The sequence below is a fragment of the Flavobacterium sp. W21_SRS_FM6 genome (genome assembly GCF_052119645.1).
In the GTDB taxonomy this organism is placed as follows: domain Bacteria; phylum Pseudomonadota; class Gammaproteobacteria; order Enterobacterales; family Alteromonadaceae; genus Paraglaciecola.
Window position 1 is genome coordinate 65,237 of sequence record NZ_JBGQOM010000001.1, and the last position, 18,822, is coordinate 84,058.

The 18,822-nt window shown below is 43.9% G+C and carries 17 protein-coding genes; 9 read left to right on the top strand and 8 right to left on the bottom strand.

Annotated features, from left to right (window positions below; translation table 11 throughout):
* Positions 1-29 precede the first annotated feature (29 nt).
* Together ACEN2L_RS00270 and ACEN2L_RS00275 are read left to right on the top strand one after the other, a co-directional pair.
* Positions 30-1,208 (top strand): benzoate/H(+) symporter BenE family transporter, encoded by a 1,179-nt coding sequence (locus ACEN2L_RS00270; protein ID WP_441741047.1) that lies wholly within the window; start codon positions 30-32, stop codon positions 1,206-1,208.
* Between the two features lies 1 nt (position 1,209).
* Positions 1,210-1,857, top strand: a complete 648-nt coding sequence (locus ACEN2L_RS00275; RefSeq protein WP_441741050.1) for a GntR family transcriptional regulator — start codon at positions 1,210-1,212, stop codon at positions 1,855-1,857.
* Here the strand turns inward: ACEN2L_RS00275 and ACEN2L_RS00280 are convergent.
* The 6 genes from ACEN2L_RS00280 to ACEN2L_RS00305 all read right to left on the bottom strand — a co-directional run bounded on the left by ACEN2L_RS00280 (position 1,844) and on the right by ACEN2L_RS00305 (position 5,949).
* Positions 1,844-2,371, bottom strand: a complete 528-nt coding sequence (locus tag ACEN2L_RS00280) for a hypothetical protein (protein WP_441741053.1) — start codon at positions 2,369-2,371, stop codon at positions 1,844-1,846. The two genes, ACEN2L_RS00275 and ACEN2L_RS00280, sit on opposite strands and share 14 nt — an antisense overlap.
* Entirely contained in the window at positions 2,371-2,853 is a 483-nt protein-coding gene (locus tag ACEN2L_RS00285; RefSeq protein ID WP_441741056.1) for a hypothetical protein, read from the bottom strand. Before ACEN2L_RS00285 ends, ACEN2L_RS00280 begins: the two co-directional genes overlap by 1 nt.
* Before the next feature lie 210 nt (positions 2,854-3,063).
* Complete coding sequence (locus tag ACEN2L_RS00290; RefSeq protein WP_441741058.1) at positions 3,064-4,275, bottom strand: pyridoxal-phosphate-dependent aminotransferase family protein; 1,212 nt, start codon at positions 4,273-4,275, stop codon at positions 3,064-3,066.
* 131 nt (positions 4,276-4,406) lie between these two features.
* Positions 4,407-4,814 carry an ACT domain-containing protein gene (locus tag ACEN2L_RS00295; RefSeq protein WP_306022526.1) on the bottom strand — a complete coding sequence of 136 codons (408 nt, stop codon included), beginning with the start codon at positions 4,812-4,814 and terminating at the stop codon, positions 4,407-4,409.
* A gap of 13 nt (positions 4,815-4,827) precedes the next feature.
* On the bottom strand, positions 4,828-5,139 hold the full coding sequence (locus tag ACEN2L_RS00300; protein ID WP_441741061.1) for a DMT family transporter: 312 nt from the start codon (positions 5,137-5,139) through the stop codon (positions 4,828-4,830).
* Positions 5,140-5,295: 156 nt separating this feature from the next.
* Entirely contained in the window at positions 5,296-5,949 is a 654-nt protein-coding gene (locus ACEN2L_RS00305; protein ID WP_306022528.1) for a class I SAM-dependent methyltransferase, read from the bottom strand.
* Between the two features lie 345 nt (positions 5,950-6,294).
* Here ACEN2L_RS00305 and ACEN2L_RS00310 point away from each other — a divergent pair, with 345 nt between their 5' ends.
* Together ACEN2L_RS00310 and ACEN2L_RS00315 are read left to right on the top strand one after the other, a co-directional pair.
* Positions 6,295-7,599 (top strand): M24 family metallopeptidase, encoded by a 1,305-nt coding sequence (locus ACEN2L_RS00310; RefSeq protein WP_306022529.1) that lies wholly within the window; start codon positions 6,295-6,297, stop codon positions 7,597-7,599.
* Positions 7,600-7,611: 12 nt separating this feature from the next.
* Positions 7,612-9,345: a DUF885 domain-containing protein gene (locus ACEN2L_RS00315; protein WP_441741065.1), complete on the top strand. Its 1,734-nt coding sequence runs from the start codon at positions 7,612-7,614 to the stop codon at positions 9,343-9,345.
* Between the two features lie 63 nt (positions 9,346-9,408).
* Here ACEN2L_RS00315 and ACEN2L_RS00320 read toward each other — a convergent pair whose 3' ends face one another.
* Positions 9,409-10,308, bottom strand: coding sequence for a hypothetical protein (locus ACEN2L_RS00320; RefSeq protein ID WP_306024262.1), 900 nt, complete (start codon positions 10,306-10,308; stop codon positions 9,409-9,411).
* A 192-nt stretch (positions 10,309-10,500) separates the two neighbouring features.
* Entirely contained in the window at positions 10,501-12,783 is a 2,283-nt protein-coding gene (locus ACEN2L_RS00325) for a YgiQ family radical SAM protein (RefSeq protein WP_306024261.1), read from the bottom strand.
* Positions 12,784-13,092: 309 nt separating this feature from the next.
* Between ACEN2L_RS00325 and ACEN2L_RS00330 the strand changes: the two genes are divergently transcribed.
* The 5 genes from ACEN2L_RS00330 to ACEN2L_RS00350 all read left to right on the top strand — a co-directional run bounded on the left by ACEN2L_RS00330 (position 13,093) and on the right by ACEN2L_RS00350 (position 18,820).
* The gene (locus tag ACEN2L_RS00330; protein ID WP_441741068.1) at positions 13,093-13,278 is read left to right on the top strand and encodes a hypothetical protein; all 186 of its coding nucleotides are present in this window, start codon (positions 13,093-13,095) and stop codon (positions 13,276-13,278) included.
* A 4-nt stretch (positions 13,279-13,282) separates the two neighbouring features.
* Positions 13,283-14,104 carry a formate/nitrite transporter family protein gene (locus ACEN2L_RS00335; RefSeq protein ID WP_306024259.1) on the top strand — a complete coding sequence of 274 codons (822 nt, stop codon included), beginning with the start codon at positions 13,283-13,285 and terminating at the stop codon, positions 14,102-14,104.
* Positions 14,105-14,172: 68 nt separating this feature from the next.
* A complete protein-coding gene (gene cynS / locus ACEN2L_RS00340) occupies positions 14,173-14,616 on the top strand; it encodes a cyanase (RefSeq protein ID WP_306024258.1) in 444 nt (147 codons plus the stop codon).
* 8 nt (positions 14,617-14,624) lie between these two features.
* Positions 14,625-16,355, top strand: a complete 1,731-nt coding sequence (locus tag ACEN2L_RS00345; RefSeq protein ID WP_441741072.1) for a protein kinase domain-containing protein — start codon at positions 14,625-14,627, stop codon at positions 16,353-16,355.
* A gap of 239 nt (positions 16,356-16,594) precedes the next feature.
* On the top strand, positions 16,595-18,820 hold the full coding sequence (locus ACEN2L_RS00350) for an EAL domain-containing response regulator (RefSeq protein ID WP_441741075.1): 2,226 nt from the start codon (positions 16,595-16,597) through the stop codon (positions 18,818-18,820).
* Positions 18,821-18,822: the final 2 nt, after the last annotated feature.

An 18,822-nucleotide genomic window follows, 5' to 3' on the forward strand; every position in this document is an offset into this window, starting at 1 on the left:
GGAATTATGTATACAAAAAATCGATAACCATGTTTAATAAATTTCTATCTGATGTAAGTCTACCAGCCATTAGCGCCGGCTTTATTGCGGTATTAGTAGGGTTTGCTAGTGCGATGGCCATTGTCTTTCAAGCCGCACAAGCTGCAGGTGCGAGTCAAGCAATGATTGTATCGTGGGTATGGGCCTTGGGCTGGGGTATGGGGATCGCCTGCATTGGTTTTTCACTGTATTACAAGCGTCCCATTATTATTGCTTGGTCAACCCCAGGGGCTGCGCTTTTAGCCACCAGTTTGACCAACATCAATATCGAACAAGCCATTGGTGTCTTTGTGTTTGTGGCCTGTCTGATTCTTATTACTGGCCTATCAGGTTTATTCGATACCTTGACGAAGCGCCTCCCTTTACCTATTGCTGGAGCCATGTTAGCAGGCATTTTATTGCAGTTTGGCCTGGGCATTTTCAGTGCATTAAAAGCCAGCCCGTTGTTGGTTGGTATCATGTTTTTGGTGTTTATTGTGAGTAAACGGCTGCTGCCCCGATATGCCATTATGCTAGTACTATTAGCTGGGGTGGGTACCGCTTATTGGCAAAAAAGCTTACTTTTTGAGGTACTTGAACTGTCGTTAGCCAGCCCCATTTGGGTTACCCCTACTTTTAGCCTGAGTCATATTATTGGTATTGGCATTCCCTTGTATATTGTCACCATGACCTCACAAAATATTCCAGGCGTCGCCATATTAAAGTCCAGTGGTTATGGTGCGCAGCCCATCTCACCACTGTTGAGTGGCACAGGTTTGATTAACCTATTCTTTGCCCCCTTTGGTGGTTTTACCTTTAACCTTGCTGCAATCACTGCGGCAATTTGCACCAGCGAAGAAGCGCATCCTGACCCGCATAAACGCTACATCGCAGGCGTGTCGACTGGTTTTTTCAATATATTAGCTGGCATTGGCGGGGCAACCGTTGTCAGTTTGTTTGCCGCTTTTCCACAAGCCCTTATTGCTGCACTGGCTGGTTTAGCGTTGCTGAGCACCATTGGAAATAGTTTGGTGACAGCCACCGAGCAACCTCAATATCGAGACTCAGCGATAGTGACCTTCTTGGTGACGGCTTCTGGCGTGTCGTTTCTAGGTATCGCCTCAGCATTTTGGGGGCTAATTTTTGGTTTGTGCACCCATTTTGCATTACGACAGTACAAGCGAGTTTAATATGCCTGACACCTCTATTATACAAAGCCTATACGCCAGACTTAAACAAGATATTCGGGAGCATAAATTACCTGTGGGGGTAGCACTCAAACAAGAAACCTTGGCGGGTCAATATGGAGTGAGCCGCATCCCCGTTCGTGATGTTTTACAACAACTCAAACGAGAGGGTTGGCTGACTCAGTGTGGAAAAAGAGGGGTGATGGTTCAACCTTTAAGTATAGAAGAAGTGCAAGATCTGAGTTTGATGCGAGAATATTTAGAGCCATTGATATTAGAATATGCATTGCCCAATCTAACCAATCAACGTCTCGGTATGGCGGAAGACATAGTGGTTTTACTTGATAGCCATCACTTGAGCGTGGCTGAATATGGCGAGCTAAATTGGCAATTTCATGCCAGTTTATATCAGCCAGCTCAACGGCCTACCCTTTTTACCGTCATTGAAAATTTACATCAGCTTTGTTCACGCTATATTGGTTATCACGCCATAGAGCTGAAATACACCAGTACCAGCCAAGAAGAGCACCGCCAACTGCTTGCTGCTATTAAAAAATGCGATATCCTAAGGGCACAACATCTTTTGAAGTCGCATATTGCCAAGGCAAGTAAGCAATTAGTTGATTATTTAGATAAGGTCAAAGAGGCTTAATATTAGGAATGTAGTGGTTGTGACTGTGCCGAAAAAACACATTGCATTGTTCTAGCACCAGCTTGTCTTGTGTCTCGCTCACATAAGGATTCAACTCTATCGCCACAGGCAGTTGCCCTTTATTTTGTTCAAAGACCCTGAGAATCGCTAAGTAAAGCTGATATTTTTCACTCACATCTACTTTTGATGCAACCCACGGCATGCGTAAAATAATATCGCTTTTACACTTTGGTGCAGCAATCGGAAAGGCATTTTTGTCAATGGTGAGTGAAAACTGGCCGCCATTTTGACGAAATTCCGCTTCGCTGCTGTGCTCAATACCAGTCACATTTTGAGCTGTTAAGTTAAACATCAAGTGATAATAAGGCTTGCCATTTGCACCTAGGTTGATCACGAAAGGCTTAGCTGCTTGCGTTAAGACGACTGCCGTTTCAGGCTCAGTTATCGCAGAGCTACAAGCAAGTGCGCATAAGGATACAAAGCATGAACCCAGCAGTATTCTCAATTTAATCATTAGTCCTCGCTGCCCAGCACATAATGATGCCATTTTTCGATGTATTCGCTAGGCTTGCCTTTACCTAGAGGAGTATTGTAATACTGCTTCCAATAGTTGGCTTGCCCCTCAATATCACCCTGTTTAGGTAAGGCTTCAGATACACGCATATAATGTACTCTTGCCATGGCGGTGGCGTACTGATCATTGTTTTCTAGCTCATGATGTTTATCGGCATCAGGCGAGGATAAAAATGATGTCACCTGAGCGGCACGTTTTGCGTTATATTTTAAATAGTTATTCCAAATATCGTCATGGGTGGCTGGCTCCATTTGAAAATAACTGCGAGCGGGACCGTTACCCATTTGGCGACGGTATTTAAAATTAAGGCTCTCTTGCACAGCAGTACCGAGCAAAAGCTCTTCCGCAGCTAGGTTACTTGCATGCATTTTTTCCAGTACCGGTCTGATGACCTCGTGTTGAAATTTTATCGCTTTATTCATCATTATGCCCTGTTAAATTGGCTGACGTTAAATCCGATAACTTTCGTTACTGCTACTCAACAACAAGTGATTAAACTCAAAACTTAGAATAAAACAAAGTTACAGAATCATGATTGAGGCGGCATGACAAGTGCCTCAATATGATTAAATAATGAACTACAAGCGTCGCACTGCCTAGTACTATTTTTAATCACCTGTTGTACCAATAGTTTACAAGCCTTCACTGAACTGAAATTTATTTAGTGCGCTTTCAAGGGCGGCCATACCTGCTGGTAAATCGAGTTTTTGACCCAGTAAATTAAAACTGGCACCAAAGGCGTGCAAGGTTCTAAATAAATTGTGTGCGCGGCACTGCTCGCCCATTTGCCCAATACGAACAATGTTCGGTCCAAATGAGCCGGATATTTCAACTTTAAATCGTTTGGACATCGTGTTGAGTAAGACTTTAGACTCCACACCGCGTGGCATCGTAATACCCACAACGGAGTTTAAACGCGCTTGAGGTTTAACATATAAGCTCAAACCCATGGCCTCTATCCCTGCTTGCAAAGCCTGTGAACAACGCAAATGACGGTCGAACCGTACTGAGAGTGTTTCGCTGCACACTAAGCGTAAAGCCTCATGAATAGCCAAGATGCCCGAGACAGGTGCGGTATAGTGATAAGACTTTTTGTACCAAAACTGATCGGCTAATTTAGCATCCAAACACCAATGTTTAAGTTGATCCTTGCGCTCCTCAATGTGCTGCCACGCCTTTGCAGAAAAACCGACCAAGGAGATACCGGGAATGCACGACAAGCCTTTTTGTCCACCAGTAATCACTGCATCAACGCCCCACTCGTCCATATCAAATGCCATAGTACTTAAGGTACACACAGCATCAACAATCACTAAGCAATCATGTTGTTTGGCTATGGCGGCAATGGCGGCAAGCTCGTTGTTACACACCGTATTTGACGTCTCGCCTTGCACGATGGTCAGTACCTGAGGTTGATGTTGAATAATGTATTGCTCAACACGTTGTGCGTCGGCACCTTCACCATCTTCTATGGCTAACTGTACAACTTCAGCGCCGACTCTTTGAGCCATTTGCGCCAAACGATGACTAAAAAAACCATTACAAATACTAAGTACTTTACTGCCAGGTAACACTAAGTTAACCACCGCCATTTCCATGGCCGCTGAGCCTGGGCCTGCAACACCTAAGATGCGCCCATCTTGGGTTTGAAACACATAGCGCGACATCACTTTAACCTGCTCGATGATATGTGCCATCGTATCACCCAGATGATTAATAACAATACCGTTAGCGGCCGCTACTTTGGCTGGAATAGGCACAGGGCCTGCTCCCATCATCAGTAGAGGTTCGTCTGGTAAAATATTATCTAAGGCTAAGATGTTGTTTGGCACCGCTATGCGCACAATGTTTCCTTTGGTGTTGATGGTATTTGCTCACCATCATAAGCCATTAGAAAATTCACTTACTAGTGAAGTGCCCCCACTCTTTATGCATAAGATATGCTTTGCTTCATTTTGTCTCATTGGGCATTGGCTTAATGCCTAGCTTGAGTCAGATCATTCAGAGCAGAAATGGCCTCTTGGGCTTGCTCACTCGGCACAAAAATATGATCGTGATAATAAGCGGCGACCACATTGGCACTGATGTTTGCATCCGCTAATGCCTTTGATACTGCTGCGGTTAAACCCACCGCTTCAAGGCTAGAATGCACGTTCAAAGTAATACAGCGGTAGATGCCCGAATAGTGTAATTGTGCAGCCTCTGCTTGTGATCTCTGCAAAATTAAGGTTGTCCCTTCTGACTCCTCAAACAGACCTTTAGGTGAGACGCCCAAACTTGATACCGTTTGAGCGTGAGCGACTGTGCAAAACACAAACTCTTCGACTCCTAAGCTTGGTGCCATTGACGTCAATAACACCTTTAACTCTTTTTCGCCTGACATACTCACTCCTACTTTACAAAAATTTAAGACCCACTACGCCTGCTAATATAAAACCATAAAACACATAATGCTGTTTTAAGATAGGCTCTGAAAAAAAGCAGGAATTAAGAACAGATATACTGATCACGCCCACGCCCACCCATATGATATAAGCATGCCCGATGGCGATATCTCGCAGTGCTAGGGTAAATAAATAGAGACTTAACACCATACTAATGACGGCCAGCGCCACATAAGGCGTTTTACTTAGTGAGTCAGATTGTTTCAAACCCAGCACCCAACCAGCTTCACATACACCAGCTAATAATAGAATAAACCAAGACATAGCTTGCCCCTTAGTTGATGGGGTCGTCCCCAGAAATTAAGGTTGTGTGGCCGGTGTACATACAACCAAAGGCCACTTGATGAGGTCGTCCTCACCACAACAAACTACCAGTCGAAGATAGCAAAAACTGGCCTTAAAAGCATGAAAAATTTGGGTTTATTCCACTCGCCTGTAAGCCAAGATTTGCCCAGTAAATGGGCTCAATTCGCCCTTGTTACCACAGGCTTTACGTTGGCTATGGCTAAAACCTAAGGCCACCATGGCTTTGCTAAAAGGAGCATGCATTTTACGGCCAGGGTCGACCAAAATAATCTCGCAGCTAGGCTTGGTGTGTAGGCTTATAAAATGGGTTAATAACGCGATATGTTGATGTTCGTATAAAACATCTGAACCAATAATGACATCAAACAGGCCTAAGCCTTTACGGTTTTCATCCCAAGCTGTACGCAAAAAAGGAATAGGCCGACCGCGATTTAAGCGTACATTGCTTGATAAAAACTCCCCTGCTAATGGATGAATATCCGTTGCGGTAATATCCGCGTGGCGAGAATTTAATAACAAGCTGGCTAAACCGATCCCACAACCCAGTTCAAGAATACGTTTGTTCTTAATATCAAAGTGTTGCATCTCGGTGGCTAATACCTCGCTCGACTCCCATACCACGCCAAACAGCGACCACTGTGCAGAAGAAATCCCCATGGATTCGGCTTCACCGAGATGATCACTGAACTGTTGTTTGTCGCGAAGCGTGCATAAATGAATATCCACCGAATCAAATTCAATGGTTTGATAGCGTACACGTAAAGGCATAAGTTTGGCTCGGTTAAAAAACGCAACTCGCCAGATTCAAGTAAGATCCGCTACGTAGGGAGGAACACTATAAAGCGTTTATCGCAATACCACTAATAAAGCGCGCAACTAAAAGCCAAAGCCCGTTGGCGTGATTAGGGGAATGCCCCTTTGCCCGGTGCAATATACCCGTATTCACCACTGACGATAGCGACTTACTGCTCACGTTTGCCCCTCCTCTCACCTTTACCCGCATTTAACGCAATGGGCTGTAAAAGGAAGAATAAATGTAATAGGCTCAAGTTCATAAAAAAGCGAGCATAAGCCCGATAACAACAACGATTCTTTGACAGGAAAATCACTTACATGAACATCAATAAACGACAGTTTTTAAAAGTCAGTGGTGCAGCTATCGCATCCCTATCAATTCGCCCCGTGATGGCAAGTGGCGAAACTCAGACTCTACAAAATCAACGTGAGAATGTACTGAGATCCATCACAGATACAGTAAAACCCATCACGGTGGCCGAGCGTCAGAAAAGAATCGCCAAAGCTCAGTCACTCATGGTGAAACATAATATTGCCGCGTTGATATTAGAGCCAGGCGCAGCTATGGATTACTTTACGGGAATTCAATGGTGGCGCAGTGAAAGACTCACTGCGGTGGTGCTGCCTCGTGAAGGTGACATTGCCGTGGTTTGCCCGTTTTTTGAAGAGCCCAGTATTCGTGAATCACTCAAAGTAGGTAAAGACGTCAGAGTGTGGCAAGAACACGAGAGTCCCTTTGCCTTAGTGAAACAAATTTTAGTCGACCGGGGTGTGGCCAAAGCCAATGGCAGTATCGCCTTCGAGCACAGCGTGCGCTATTTTGTGTTAAAAGGGGTCATGGAACTGGCCAACGATATGGTTGATGTTCGGGCCGAGCCGGTTACGTTGGGCTGTCGTATGTACAAATCGGCCCATGAACTGGCGCTGATGCATAAAGCCAATGAAATTACCCTTGAGGCATATGCCCATGTATGGTCAAAACTTGAGTTGGGCATGAGTCAAGACGATGTCAAATCGTTAATGTCGGCGGCCCAATCTCAATTAGGCGGCAGTAGCGTATGGAATATGGCCCTGTTTAATGAAGCCAGTGCTTATCCGCATGGCACACGTCAGAGTCAAACGATCCGCGAAGGCTCAATTGTATTGATGGACTGTGGCTGCGCGGTAGAAGGTTATCAATCTGATATCAGCCGTACTTTTGTTGTTGGTGAGCCCAGTAAGCAACAAACAAAAATTTGGAACACCGTACGCCAAGGGCAAACCATCGCTTTTGAAACCGCACAACTTGGAGTGGCTGCCGGCAAAGTAGACGATGCTGTGCGCCAGTATTATGTATCTCAAGGTTTGGGGCCTGAATATAAACTCCCCGGATTATCGCATCGCACAGGGCACGGTATCGGTATGGAAGGCCATGAAAGCGTGAACTTCGTGCACGGCGAAACCGCCTTACTCAAAGCAGGTATGTGCTTTTCTAACGAGCCTGGTATTTATCTTCCAGGCGACTTTGGCGTGCGCTTAGAAGACTGCATTTACATGACCGAAAAAGGCCCGCAGTGGTTTACCGTACCACCTGAATCACTGACCTCGCCCATCGGTAAACTTGCCGCCTTAGTCAACGAATAACACGAGTCCATCATGAACATAAAAACCTGCAGCTTACTTGGCGTATTAGCCCTTACAAGTAGCCAAACCTTTGCTGATGCTAATCGCGATTTTAGCGCTTTATTGGCGAGACATTGGCAAAACGCCCAACAAGAAAAAGTCTTTTTTCGCACGGATCCAGACGCTTGGAAACCCGAGGGTAAACTTGCCCAGTGGTCTCCTCAAGCCATGGCGAGGCGTGATGCCTACAACAACGATATACTCAAGGCGCTAAAGACGATACCCAAGGGAGAGTTAGACGCTGACAATCAAATGAGTTACCGCTTATTTTTGTATGAGCGCGAAACCGAAAAGGCCAGTTACACTTACCAAGACAAATACTTTCCCATTAATTTTTTAAGTGGCTGGCACACCTATTTTGCTGAAGCACCTGCCAACATGGCTTTTTTAAACGCCGCTGATTACGACAACTTTTTGATCAGCCTGACTGACTATCCGCGCTTTAATCAAGAGAATATCGACTTGCTCAAAGCTGGGGCATTAACGGGTTTTGTGCACTACTGCGAAAGCTTTAAAGACTATGGCGACAGCATCAAGCTGCATATTGTGGATAGACCACAAGACAGCGCGTTATTTGAGCCTTTTACTCGTATGCCAGCCAACTTCAGTGAGCAACAGAAACAAGCTTATATTGCTCAAGCAAAAAAAGTCATCAACGATGCAGTTGTACCTGCTTATCAGCAGTTTTATGACTATTTTCAAGATGAATATATGCCGCAGTGCCGACCACAAGCGGGTATTGGCAGCGTTAAAGGCGGTGATGAGTATTACGCATACACCGCCAATTACTACACCACTACAACTCTCAGTCCTAAAGAAATTCATGAGCTGGGTGTCAATGAAGTAGCGCGTATTCAGCAAGAAATGGATGCCATCATTCAACAAGTGAAATTTTCAGGAAGCTATGCCCAATTTTTACAATTTTTAGCTACAGATCCGCAATTTTATGCCAGTGACCGCCAAGACGTGCTTGAAAAAACCGCCTTTATCACACAAAAGATGTACGGTAAATTACCCGCCTTTTTTGGTCACTTACCGCGCAACACTTTTACCATCAAAGGCTCTGCTTCCAGAGGTGCGTTTTATATGCCGCCACCGGATAACCGAAGCCCTGGCACCTATTTTTTGAGCGCTGATCCCAAGCAACAGCCCTTGTACAATCTCGAAGCCTTAAGTTTGCACGAGGCGGTTCCTGGCCATCATTTACAAAACGCCATCGCCCAAGAATTAAACGTGCCTGAGTTTCGCCGTACCTTAAATCATTCCGCCTTTTCTGAAGGTTGGGGCCTGTATTCAGAACGTTTGGGTAAAGAAGCGGGCTTTTATCAAAACCCTTACAGCGATTTTGGCAGGCTCGGCTATGAAATGTGGCGCGCAGTCAGATTAGTGGTTGATACGGGTATTCATGCTTTTGGCTGGACTCGTCAGCAGGCGGTTGATTATTTAGCGGCTCGCACCGCGCTGACTGAAAAATCGGTTAATGATCAAATCGACCGGTACATCAGTTGGCCAGGCCAAGCACTAGCCTACAAAATTGGTGAAATTAAGATACGCCAGTTGCGCGCCAAAGCAGAAAAAGCACTAGGTAATCAATTCAACTTACGGGCATTTCATGACACTGTGATAGGTCAAGGCTCTTTGCCTATGGATGTATTAGATGACGTGATTGATGAATGGATAACGAAGGAATTAAAACAAGCTAAATAAACCTATTACGTAAAACTAGCGCCTAGGCTTACCTACCTAGGCGCAACTATATCACCTACAACGCTATGGTTTTTCACCGATAAAGTGACTAGAACGTAAAGCCTGATTATCCGCTTCAACAACGATAGTAAATTCACCTGCAGCAAATTCTTTACGGCGCTGCATTTCAAACTGAGTGATCTTATTTTCTTGCTGATTATAAACGGTATTTCCAATCACATTGTCGCTCGGATCGAGTAATTTAATCACTACCTTGGTATAAGGGATCTTACTGAATTTTGGTAAAACCAAGACACTGTCTAAACACACTTCATCTGCACTCATCACTTGGTTGCAAAACTTAGGAGTGACAAAGACTTCTTTTAAATACATGGGTTTAAACAAGTCTTCTCTCATCTGAACACTTTCAGAATAAATCAAATCCATTTTTTTCTGTAATACTCGGTAGCTGCTATTTAGCTCCTGCTCTTTGCTGCTCAACGCTTCCAGTTCAGCAACAAGCTTGTTGTTTTCTGCTCGACTGATTTCAAGTTGTTTTTTATACGCGTCAACATCAGCCATGAGTATTGGTAGCTTTTTCATATTTTGGCTACATTGCTGACTGATCTGTTTTGCCGACGCTACGTCTTTTTCAAACTTGTCTTGACTCTCATTGAGCGACGCCACGATAGCATTTTTCTGATTTTCACAAATATTCAGATTTTCGACCTGAAGATTTTTCTCCATTAGCGCCGCTGATAGCTCTTCTTTCAGATCGTTTACGCTTTGCTGCTGCGCTAAGGTACCTGTAGAGGCTTCTTGCAACTCTGTTGTCAGCTTTTTATTTTTCTCGAACATTTCAATAACAAAGTCATCATCAAACATTAAATCGGGTTGTTGAGACTTTTGGTAAAGAAAAAACGCAATAATCACGACACAAACAATCAACACTAAAACAATTAGTTTTCTACTAACTTTACCCATTGTAACGTCCTTTATTTTTAAGTTTTAGGTTTGATATTTTCAATAAACAAAACCATTTCAGGGAAGCGAGCCACATCATATTTCCTAGCAAACTACAGTGATTGATTACTTAATCATTATTACCTGAAAACCACCAACTTCTGTCAACATTTAATCACAATCTAAAAGTGATTGAAAAGAAGCTTGTTTTGTTTAGCCCTTATTTTTAAATTTATTAGGCTTTTGCGCCGTGTTACCCGCTTTGTTGTGGGGCTGGTTATCACTGAAGCGGGTTAAGCCTTGCTGCGCTTTGGCGGCATTTGGATTTTTACCCCGCGCCACCGCTTTATTCACTGAACGCTTAGCGTACTCTTTTTGCTCACGCCCTTTTAACTCGTTGCGACTCTCTGCTGGCACCAAACACTTCGGACCGTTACCGATTAAATGCGCTTTACCCATTTCTTGTAAGGTTTTACGCAACAAAGGCCAGTTAGCCGGATCGTGATAACGTAAAAAAGCACGATGTAAACGACGATGAATTTCACCTTTCGGTACATTCACCACTTCACTTTTATGATTGACCTTATGAATAGGGTTTTTGCCGGTGTGATACATCGTCGTGGCATTGGCCATGGGCGATGGATAGAAGTTTTGCACCTGATCCAATTTAAAATTACGCTCTTTTAACCACAGAGCCAAATTAAGCATATCCATATCCTCAGTGCCCGGGTGGGCCGAAATAAAATACGGAATTAGGTATTGCTCTTTACCTGCTTCTTTACTGTATTTTTCGAACATGGCTTTAAACTTATCGTAGCTGCCCATGCCCGGTTTCATCATTTTATCCAGCGGCGCTTTTTCCGTATGCTCAGGGGCAATTTTTAAGTAACCACCTACGTGGTGAGTAACAAGCTCACGCACATAGTTTGGATCTTCTACCGCTAAGTCATAACGCACACCTGAGGCGATTAAGACTTTTTTTACCCCTTCAACTTCGCGTGCTTTGCGATAAAGATTCACGGTTGGGGTTTGATCGGTGTCTAAATGGCCACAAATATCGGGCCATACACAAGACAAACGCCGACAGGTTTGCTCTGCTTTTGGACTTTTACAACGCAGTTTATACATGTTGGCGGTTGGGCCACCCAAATCTGAAATCACCCCAGTGAAACCAGGGACCTTGTCACGAATTTGTTCAATTTCGCGAATAATAGACTCTTCAGAACGGCTTTGAATTACCCGGCCTTCATGCTCAGTAATAGAGCAAAAGGTACAGCCTCCAAAACAACCTCGCATAATATTTACTGAGGTTTTTATCATGTCATAGGCAGGAATTTTCGCTTTGCCATAACTCGGGTGTGGTACACGGGCGTAGGGTAAATCAAAGACCGCATCCATTTCTTCGGTTTCAAGGGGGAAGGCCGGCGGGTTAATCCACACAATACGATCACCGTGGCGCTGGGCTAAGGCGCGAGCACAACCGGGGTTGGTTTCTTGGTGCAAAATACGTGAGGTATGGGCATAGTGGGTTTTTTCAGCGCGCACTACATCGTATGGGGGTAATAATACATAAGTATTTTCCCATGGCTTACGCCGTTCTGTGCCTGCTTTGTATGGCTGCACCACCACGGGTTTGGCTTTTTGTGCGTCAATGGCGGCTTGTTTTTCTGCTTCAGAAGAAATGGCACATTTATCTTCGATATATTCGTAGGGACTGGTGATAGGATCAATTTTGCCAATCACATCAACGTGAGTCGAATCAACGCCCTGCCAACCGGGCAAGGGCTCTTTTCGGATAACCGCGGTGCCACGAATATCTTGCATCTGCTCAATGGTTTCACCCGCAGCAAAACGGTGGGCCATTTCAAGTAAGGGACGTTCAGCATTGCCAAACATCAACATATCGGCTTTTGAATCAAATAACACACTACGACGCACTTTATCTGACCAATAATCATAATGGGCGATACGGCGTAAACTGGCTTCAATGCCACCTATTACGACGGGTTTCTTATAGGCTTCTTTACAACGTTGGGTATAAACGGTTACTGCACGATCAGGGCGCTTGCCGCCCTCATTATTTGGGGTGTACGCATCATCATGGCGCAATTTACGATCCGCAGTATAACGGTTGATCATGGAGTCCATGTTGCCAGCCGTCACACCAAAAAATAGGTTAGGTTCGCCCAACTGCATAAAGTCATCTTTTGAGTGCCAATTGGGCTGACTAATAATCCCCACTCTAAAGCCCTGAGCTTCTAGCGTGCGGCCGATCACTGCCATACCAAAACTAGGATGGTCAATGTAGGCATCGCCCGTCACAATAATAATGTCGCAACTATCCCAGCCAAGCGCATCCATTTCTTTGCGTGACATTGGTAAAAAAGGCGCAGGTCCATAGCACTCAGCCCAATATTTGGGATACGAGAATAAGCCTCGTTCGGCTTTCATTCTTTCAGTGGGCTTAACACGGCTAGCTGGTTGGATAGTGGGCATAATATCTCTAAAAACAGGTGGTCAAAAAATCGGCGGCATTATAACAGAATGGTGAGACACATGAGCAGGATTTTGTTGCCCTTGGTAACAAAATCAAATAAACCCTAGTTAAGAGCACTATTTGCTGACAGGTATGGTGCGCAACCCTGTCTTATGGAGGGGTAAATGAACCTTTCGCAAGCAAGTGCGCACTGCTGCAGTGCATAGTTCACAGGGTGCTGAGATATTTTACAGCCCAAAGCCAATAAAACTACCACCTTAACGCTGTGGCTCAGTCCTTGCTTTGTCTTACTTGCTTGTAAGTCAACGATGACTTTAACAATACAAAAAGCGAATTGGATAACGGCGTCCTTCACTAATCTGCATGGCAGATGGGGTGAAGGACGCCGTTTTTTTTGGTCTCGATTTTCTGACAAGCACAACAGTTGGTTAGATAAGTATGATTGGGGCATCGCTGCAGATGCAATTAACAACACATTACACAACATGAGGTAAGGCTATGTCCTATTTAATTCCGTCTGAATTCGTCACCAAAATGGTGGACGCGGGTGAGTCAAAAATATTTATGGCCACTAAAGATACCCTGATACGCGCATTTATGGCCGGGGCAATTTTAGCTCTAGCGGCGGTATTTGCGGTTACTATCGCCGTACAAACAGGGGTATTTCTGCTGGGAGCCATCTTATTTCCAGTTGGGTTTTGTATGCTGTATTTAATGGGCTTTGATTTGTTAACCGGGGTGTTTGTGTTATGTCCCCTTGCTTTATTAGATAAACGCCCTGGGGTTACGGTAAAAGGCGTTTTGCGAAACTGGGGTTTAGTGTTTTTAGGTAATTTTGCTGGCGCCTTAACAGTAGCGTTCATGATGGCATTTATCTTCAGTTATGGCTTTAACACTGATCCTGGAGCGGTTGCGGCCAAAATTGCCACTATCGGTGAAGCTCGAACCCTAGGGTATGCCGAGTATGGTGTAGCGGGATGGTTTACCATTTTTATTCGCGGCATGTTGTGTAACTGGATGGTGTCATTGGGTGTGGTTGGCGCCATGATTTCAACCAACGTCAGTGGCAAAGTGATTGCCATGTGGATGCCGATCTTTTTGTTCTTTTATATGGGCTTTGAACACTCAGTCGTGAACATGTTTTTATTTCCGTTCGGCATCATCATGGGCGGTGAGTTTTCAGTGATGGATTATTTTATTTGGAATGAAATTCCCACGGCTTTAGGCAATTTGGTCGGTGGTTTAGCTTTTACTGGCTTAACGCTGTATAGCACTCACGTCAGAACGGGTGCTAAACGCCCTGTCAAAGCGGTGGCTTAATCATCTACTTGGAGCCTCGCTCCTTTGAGCGAGGCTCCAAAGCAAATAAAACAGCAAAGGAAAACCTTATGACACGCAACGAAGTGACAGAGCTAATTATTACGCAAAAACTGATGAAACAAGTGACTTGGCCGCAATTAGCCAAAGCCATAGGACAAAGTAAAGAATGGACAACGGCAGCCCTACTTGGCCAAATGACCCTAAGCGCTGAGCAAGCTACTACAATCGGCGACTTGCTTGAACTTCCGCCACTAGCGGTTATTCAGTTGCAAGTCGTGCCCTACAAAGGCTCTTTGCCTACCGCCATACCGAGCGACCCATTAATCTATCGTTTTTACGAACTCATCAGTGTTTATGGCAGCACATTTAAAGCTCTTATTCATGAAGAATTTGGTGATGGGATTATGAGTGCCATTGATTTTGATATGGACTTACAACGCCTTGCCGATGCAAAAGGCGACAGAGTAAAAATAACCCTGTCTGGCAAGTTTTTACCTTATAAAAGTTATTAGCAGTCTGCATGGTTCCTAAATTAACAGTCAGCTCAGGGCAATACTCTGATAAAGGGCGTAAGGCAATAAATCAAGACGCCCTGAGTTTTACTGTGCCTAATGATACTCTGCTAAATTCCAAAGGCATTGTATGTGCTATTGCCGATGGCATTAGCACCAGTTCAGTCAGCCAAGTGGCGAGTCAAGCGGTCACTCAGGGCTTAGCAGAAGACTACTTTTGTAGCGCTGAAACATGGTCAGTGAAAAAGTCAGGTTTACACGTTATCACCGCGCTAAATGCGTGGCTTTTTTCACAAACTCAAAAAAGCGAATTTCGTTTTGAGCGAGAAAAAGGCTATGTCTGCACCTTAAGTGCTGTCATTTTAAAATCCACTACGGCCCATTGGTTTCATGTGGGTGACAGCAGAATTTACTTACTACGCAACAACGAGCTAACGCAGCTAACCTGCGACCACCGCCAGTGGCACAATGAAAAAGACAGTTACTTGAGCCGAGCCATGGGCGTACAATATCAGCTAGAGATTGATTATGGCCAGCTCGCCCTGCAAGAAAATGACGTGCTATTACTGATGACTGATGGTGTGTATGAATTTGTTAGCGAGCAGCACATCATTGACATAATCACTTACTGTCCAGACTCACCATCTACCGCAGCACAGCAGATTGCAGAACTGGCTTATAAACATAATAGTGATGATAATCTAAGCATCCAAGTGGTGTGTATAAACTCGATACCAGAGCTTTCGGTAAACGACAAACTACACGAATTCACCGAGTTGACAAAACCTCCTATTCTGCAGGTCAGAGACGAATTTGACGGCTACCTCATCGTAAAAAATATTCATGCCAGTAGTCGCAGTCATGTTTACCTTGCTCGGCCATTAGCAAACAAGAAAGGCTCGCCGTTACTGGTACTAAAAACACCTTCTATCGATTTAAGCGATGATGTGGCTTATCTCGAACGATTTTTACAAGAAGAATGGATTGCTCGGCGCATTAATAATCCTCATGTACTTAAGCCTCACGCACAGTCTAAACAACGACAGTACCTGTATACTGTTTTTGAATATGTTGAAGGACAAACTCTTTATCAATGGATGCTGGATAATCCTAGCCCTACTCTTGAAATAGTGCGCGGTATTATCGAGCAAATAGCCGTAGGCATCAGTGCGTTTCACAGACTTGAGATGCTACACCAAGATCTTAGGCCCCAAAATATCATGATCGATACATCGGGCATGGTAAAAATAATTGACTTCGGCTCGACCAAAGTGGCGGGACTTGCAGAAATTAACTCGCCCTTTAATAACCAACTTCTGTTGGGCACCGCTCAATATAGCGCACCGGAATACTTCTTAGGTGAGGCAGGTTGCGAGCAATCAGATCAGTTTTCTCTGGCAGTAATTGCCTATCAGATGTTAACAGGCAACTTGCCATATGGCGCAAAAGTGGCGCAAGCCAATACCCGCGCGGCGCAAAGAAAACTGCGATATCAAAGCGTTTTACACGATGAAAAAGCCATTCCCGCCTGGGTTGACGCCACGTTAAAAAAAGCCCTGCATCCTAATCCGTTTAATCGTTATCACGAATTATCTGAATTTATTTATGACTTACGTTACCCCAATAAATCTTATCTCGCGAAAACCCGCCCTCCTTTGGCAGAACGTGACCCTGTTGCGTTTTGGCAATCTGTCAGCCTGATATTGTGCTTAGTGATCATATATTTACTGAGTGTTTAATTGATCTAAAACAAAAAATATTTGTTAAAAAATAAAATAATGTTCTAGTTTTAATCAAACTAGTATGTGTATGAAAGCGCTTTGTTTTGTGTTTTTAATTAGGCCTTTCATTATCGAAGAAGATACGAATTTTATGGCTGACAGAAAGGGCTTAACGACACGCCACAGTCACATCACGAATTCGTACTTTAGGTATATCAGCGCCTTGGCCTAAACCCTCGATATTGCGGAGTAAACTCGTGGCAGAATCTTCAGACCGATTTGAATTTAACGAAGAAAACAACCAAGACGTTGAACTTTCAACAGGTTTTAAGCAGTGGAAAATCTTAAGCGTTGAAGACAACCAAAATTATCAAGCGGCTCTCACTTCAAGTTTGGCCTCAATCGAGCTTCCAGACGGTGTGGAATTAACTGTTCTAAAAGCAGCATCCGTTTATGAAGCCTCATCTATTTTAAACGCGCACAAGGATATTGCGCTTATCCTGTTAGATGTCGTTATGGAAGAGGATGATTCAGGTTTAAAGCTAGTCAAAATTATCAGAGATGAATTAGCCAATGGCTTAGTCAGAATTGTTTTACTTACCGGTCAACCCGGCTTTGCTCCCGAAAAAGAAGTGATGAAAGCCTTAGACATTGATGAATATTGGAATAAAGCAGATTTAACCCTTGATAAATTGCATTCCATCGTCAAAAGCAATCTTCGAACTTGGAATGTATCGTCGCAGCTTGCTGAAGCTAAACAAGGCCTACAACTAGTGTTGGACGCAGCCAAAAGTATTAACAGCCGTTACGACTTACCCTCATTTACTCGCGCGGTATTAACTGAAATAGGTAATATTATGGGGGTCAAAAAAGGCGGGCTACTGTGTATTGGCAATAATGAAAATCCATACAAAGACACCCATGTACTCACTGCATCGGGCTGTTATACCGCCTTTGAGGGCGTGGCTATTACAGATAGTCAACTCGTTGATATTCGTGATGACATCAACCAAGCTTTTGAGCAAAAACAACACAAGATTGGCGCTATACGCTCTGTTTTCTATTTCGAAACCAGCCACATTAATGAAAAAGTGTATGTGATAGTTGTCACATCTGACGCTCCTATAACCGAGGCCCACATTAATTTGCTAAGAGTCTTTAGTGAGAATATCAGCAGTGGCTTTACCAATATTGCTCTGCTGAACCGGGTAACCGAGCTCGCCTATACTCACTTAGACTTGAATATTCCCAACCTAAACTGGCTAAAAAAAGAAATTCAAAACATGAGTATCACGGAGCGCCAAGAAACGCGTTTATTAATGATTGAAGTGAAATACTTTGATGAAATGAAGTTTACATTTGGCTATGAATTTATTCTCAACTTACTTAAAGCGGTATACCTTGGGTTATGTGCTACTTTCCCGCCCCCGGCGCGTATTTCCCTATCAGGGCATAAGCATTTCTCAATTCTCATTGCGACCGATATTCCCATTACTCAAGCACTAATTCATGCATTGACCTTCGGTGAGTTTAAAAAAGACGAAGTCGTGCATTCAACGTCCTTTACCTTATTAGATATGCGCTTAGACTCTGTTCAGTACACGACGCCTGCCAAGCTTATAAGCACTGCAGAATCAGTTCTAAAAGAGGCCGTTGTTAATAACCTTAGCTATATCCAAAATACCCAACGACAGATTGATGAAATGTCCCGCCGCTATCATTTAATGGGAGAACTCCGAAAGGCCATTCGAGAACGTAAATTAACCGTGATGTTACAACCCAAATTAGCACTCAGTAGTAATAAGGTGGTCGGCTTTGAGGCCCTTGCACGATGGCAGCGCGATGATGGTAGTTTTGTTCGCCCTGATGAATTTATCGCTATTGCTGAAACCTCAGGCCTGATCACTAAGCTCGACACCTTAATAGTAGAAAAAACCATCGCTGCACTGCAGCACCTCTGCGCCTTGGGCTACCAAATACCGATTGCATTTAACGCCTCGTCTTTTGATTTGTTGCACACAGACTACTTCAGTAAAGTGTTCAATTGTTTGTCCCAAGCTGGCGTCTCACCACATTTGTTAGAGCTTGAGGTAACAGAGACTCAAACCATTACCGACTATGAAAAAATAAAAGCCACACTGCAAAAGTTTGTCGACTCAGGCATCAAAATTAGTATTGACGATTTTGGCACTGGTTATTCATCACTGTCACGAATATCTAATATCACCGCGCATTGCATTAAAATAGATCGCAGTTTTATCAATCAGTTAGAACAAGATGATGTTTCACAACATGTGGTCAATATGATTTTAACCTTAGGTAAAAAGTGTGATTTCACAATCGTAGCAGAAGGCATTGAAACAGAGTTTCAAAAAAATTGGTTGAGGTCTATGGGCTGCGATATTGGCCAAGGGTATTTGTTTGCAAAACCGATGTGTTTAGAACATATCGTTAATTGGTTACCCTTACAAAATAACGCTTAGAG

Coding starts and splice junctions, on each gene's coding strand:
- ACEN2L_RS00270 (WP_441741047.1), top strand. CDS start 30: ATGTTTAATAAATTTCTATCTGATGTAAGTCTACCAGCCATTAGCGCC.
- ACEN2L_RS00275 (WP_441741050.1), top strand. CDS start 1,210: ATGCCTGACACCTCTATTATACAAAGCCTATACGCCAGACTTAAACAA.
- ACEN2L_RS00280 (WP_441741053.1), bottom strand. CDS start 2,371: ATGATTAAATTGAGAATACTGCTGGGTTCATGCTTTGTATCCTTATGC.
- ACEN2L_RS00285 (WP_441741056.1), bottom strand. CDS start 2,853: ATGAATAAAGCGATAAAATTTCAACACGAGGTCATCAGACCGGTACTG.
- ACEN2L_RS00295 (WP_306022526.1), bottom strand. CDS start 4,814: ATGTCAGGCGAAAAAGAGTTAAAGGTGTTATTGACGTCAATGGCACCA.
- ACEN2L_RS00300 (WP_441741061.1), bottom strand. CDS start 5,139: ATGTCTTGGTTTATTCTATTATTAGCTGGTGTATGTGAAGCTGGTTGG.
- ACEN2L_RS00305 (WP_306022528.1), bottom strand. CDS start 5,949: ATGCCTTTACGTGTACGCTATCAAACCATTGAATTTGATTCGGTGGAT.
- ACEN2L_RS00310 (WP_306022529.1), top strand. CDS start 6,295: ATGAACATCAATAAACGACAGTTTTTAAAAGTCAGTGGTGCAGCTATC.
- ACEN2L_RS00315 (WP_441741065.1), top strand. CDS start 7,612: ATGAACATAAAAACCTGCAGCTTACTTGGCGTATTAGCCCTTACAAGT.
- ACEN2L_RS00320 (WP_306024262.1), bottom strand. CDS start 10,308: ATGGGTAAAGTTAGTAGAAAACTAATTGTTTTAGTGTTGATTGTTTGT.
- ACEN2L_RS00325 (WP_306024261.1), bottom strand. CDS start 12,783: ATGCCCACTATCCAACCAGCTAGCCGTGTTAAGCCCACTGAAAGAATG.
- ACEN2L_RS00330 (WP_441741068.1), top strand. CDS start 13,093: ATGACTTTAACAATACAAAAAGCGAATTGGATAACGGCGTCCTTCACT.
- ACEN2L_RS00335 (WP_306024259.1), top strand. CDS start 13,283: ATGTCCTATTTAATTCCGTCTGAATTCGTCACCAAAATGGTGGACGCG.
- cynS (WP_306024258.1), top strand. CDS start 14,173: ATGACACGCAACGAAGTGACAGAGCTAATTATTACGCAAAAACTGATG.
- ACEN2L_RS00345 (WP_441741072.1), top strand. CDS start 14,625: ATGGTTCCTAAATTAACAGTCAGCTCAGGGCAATACTCTGATAAAGGG.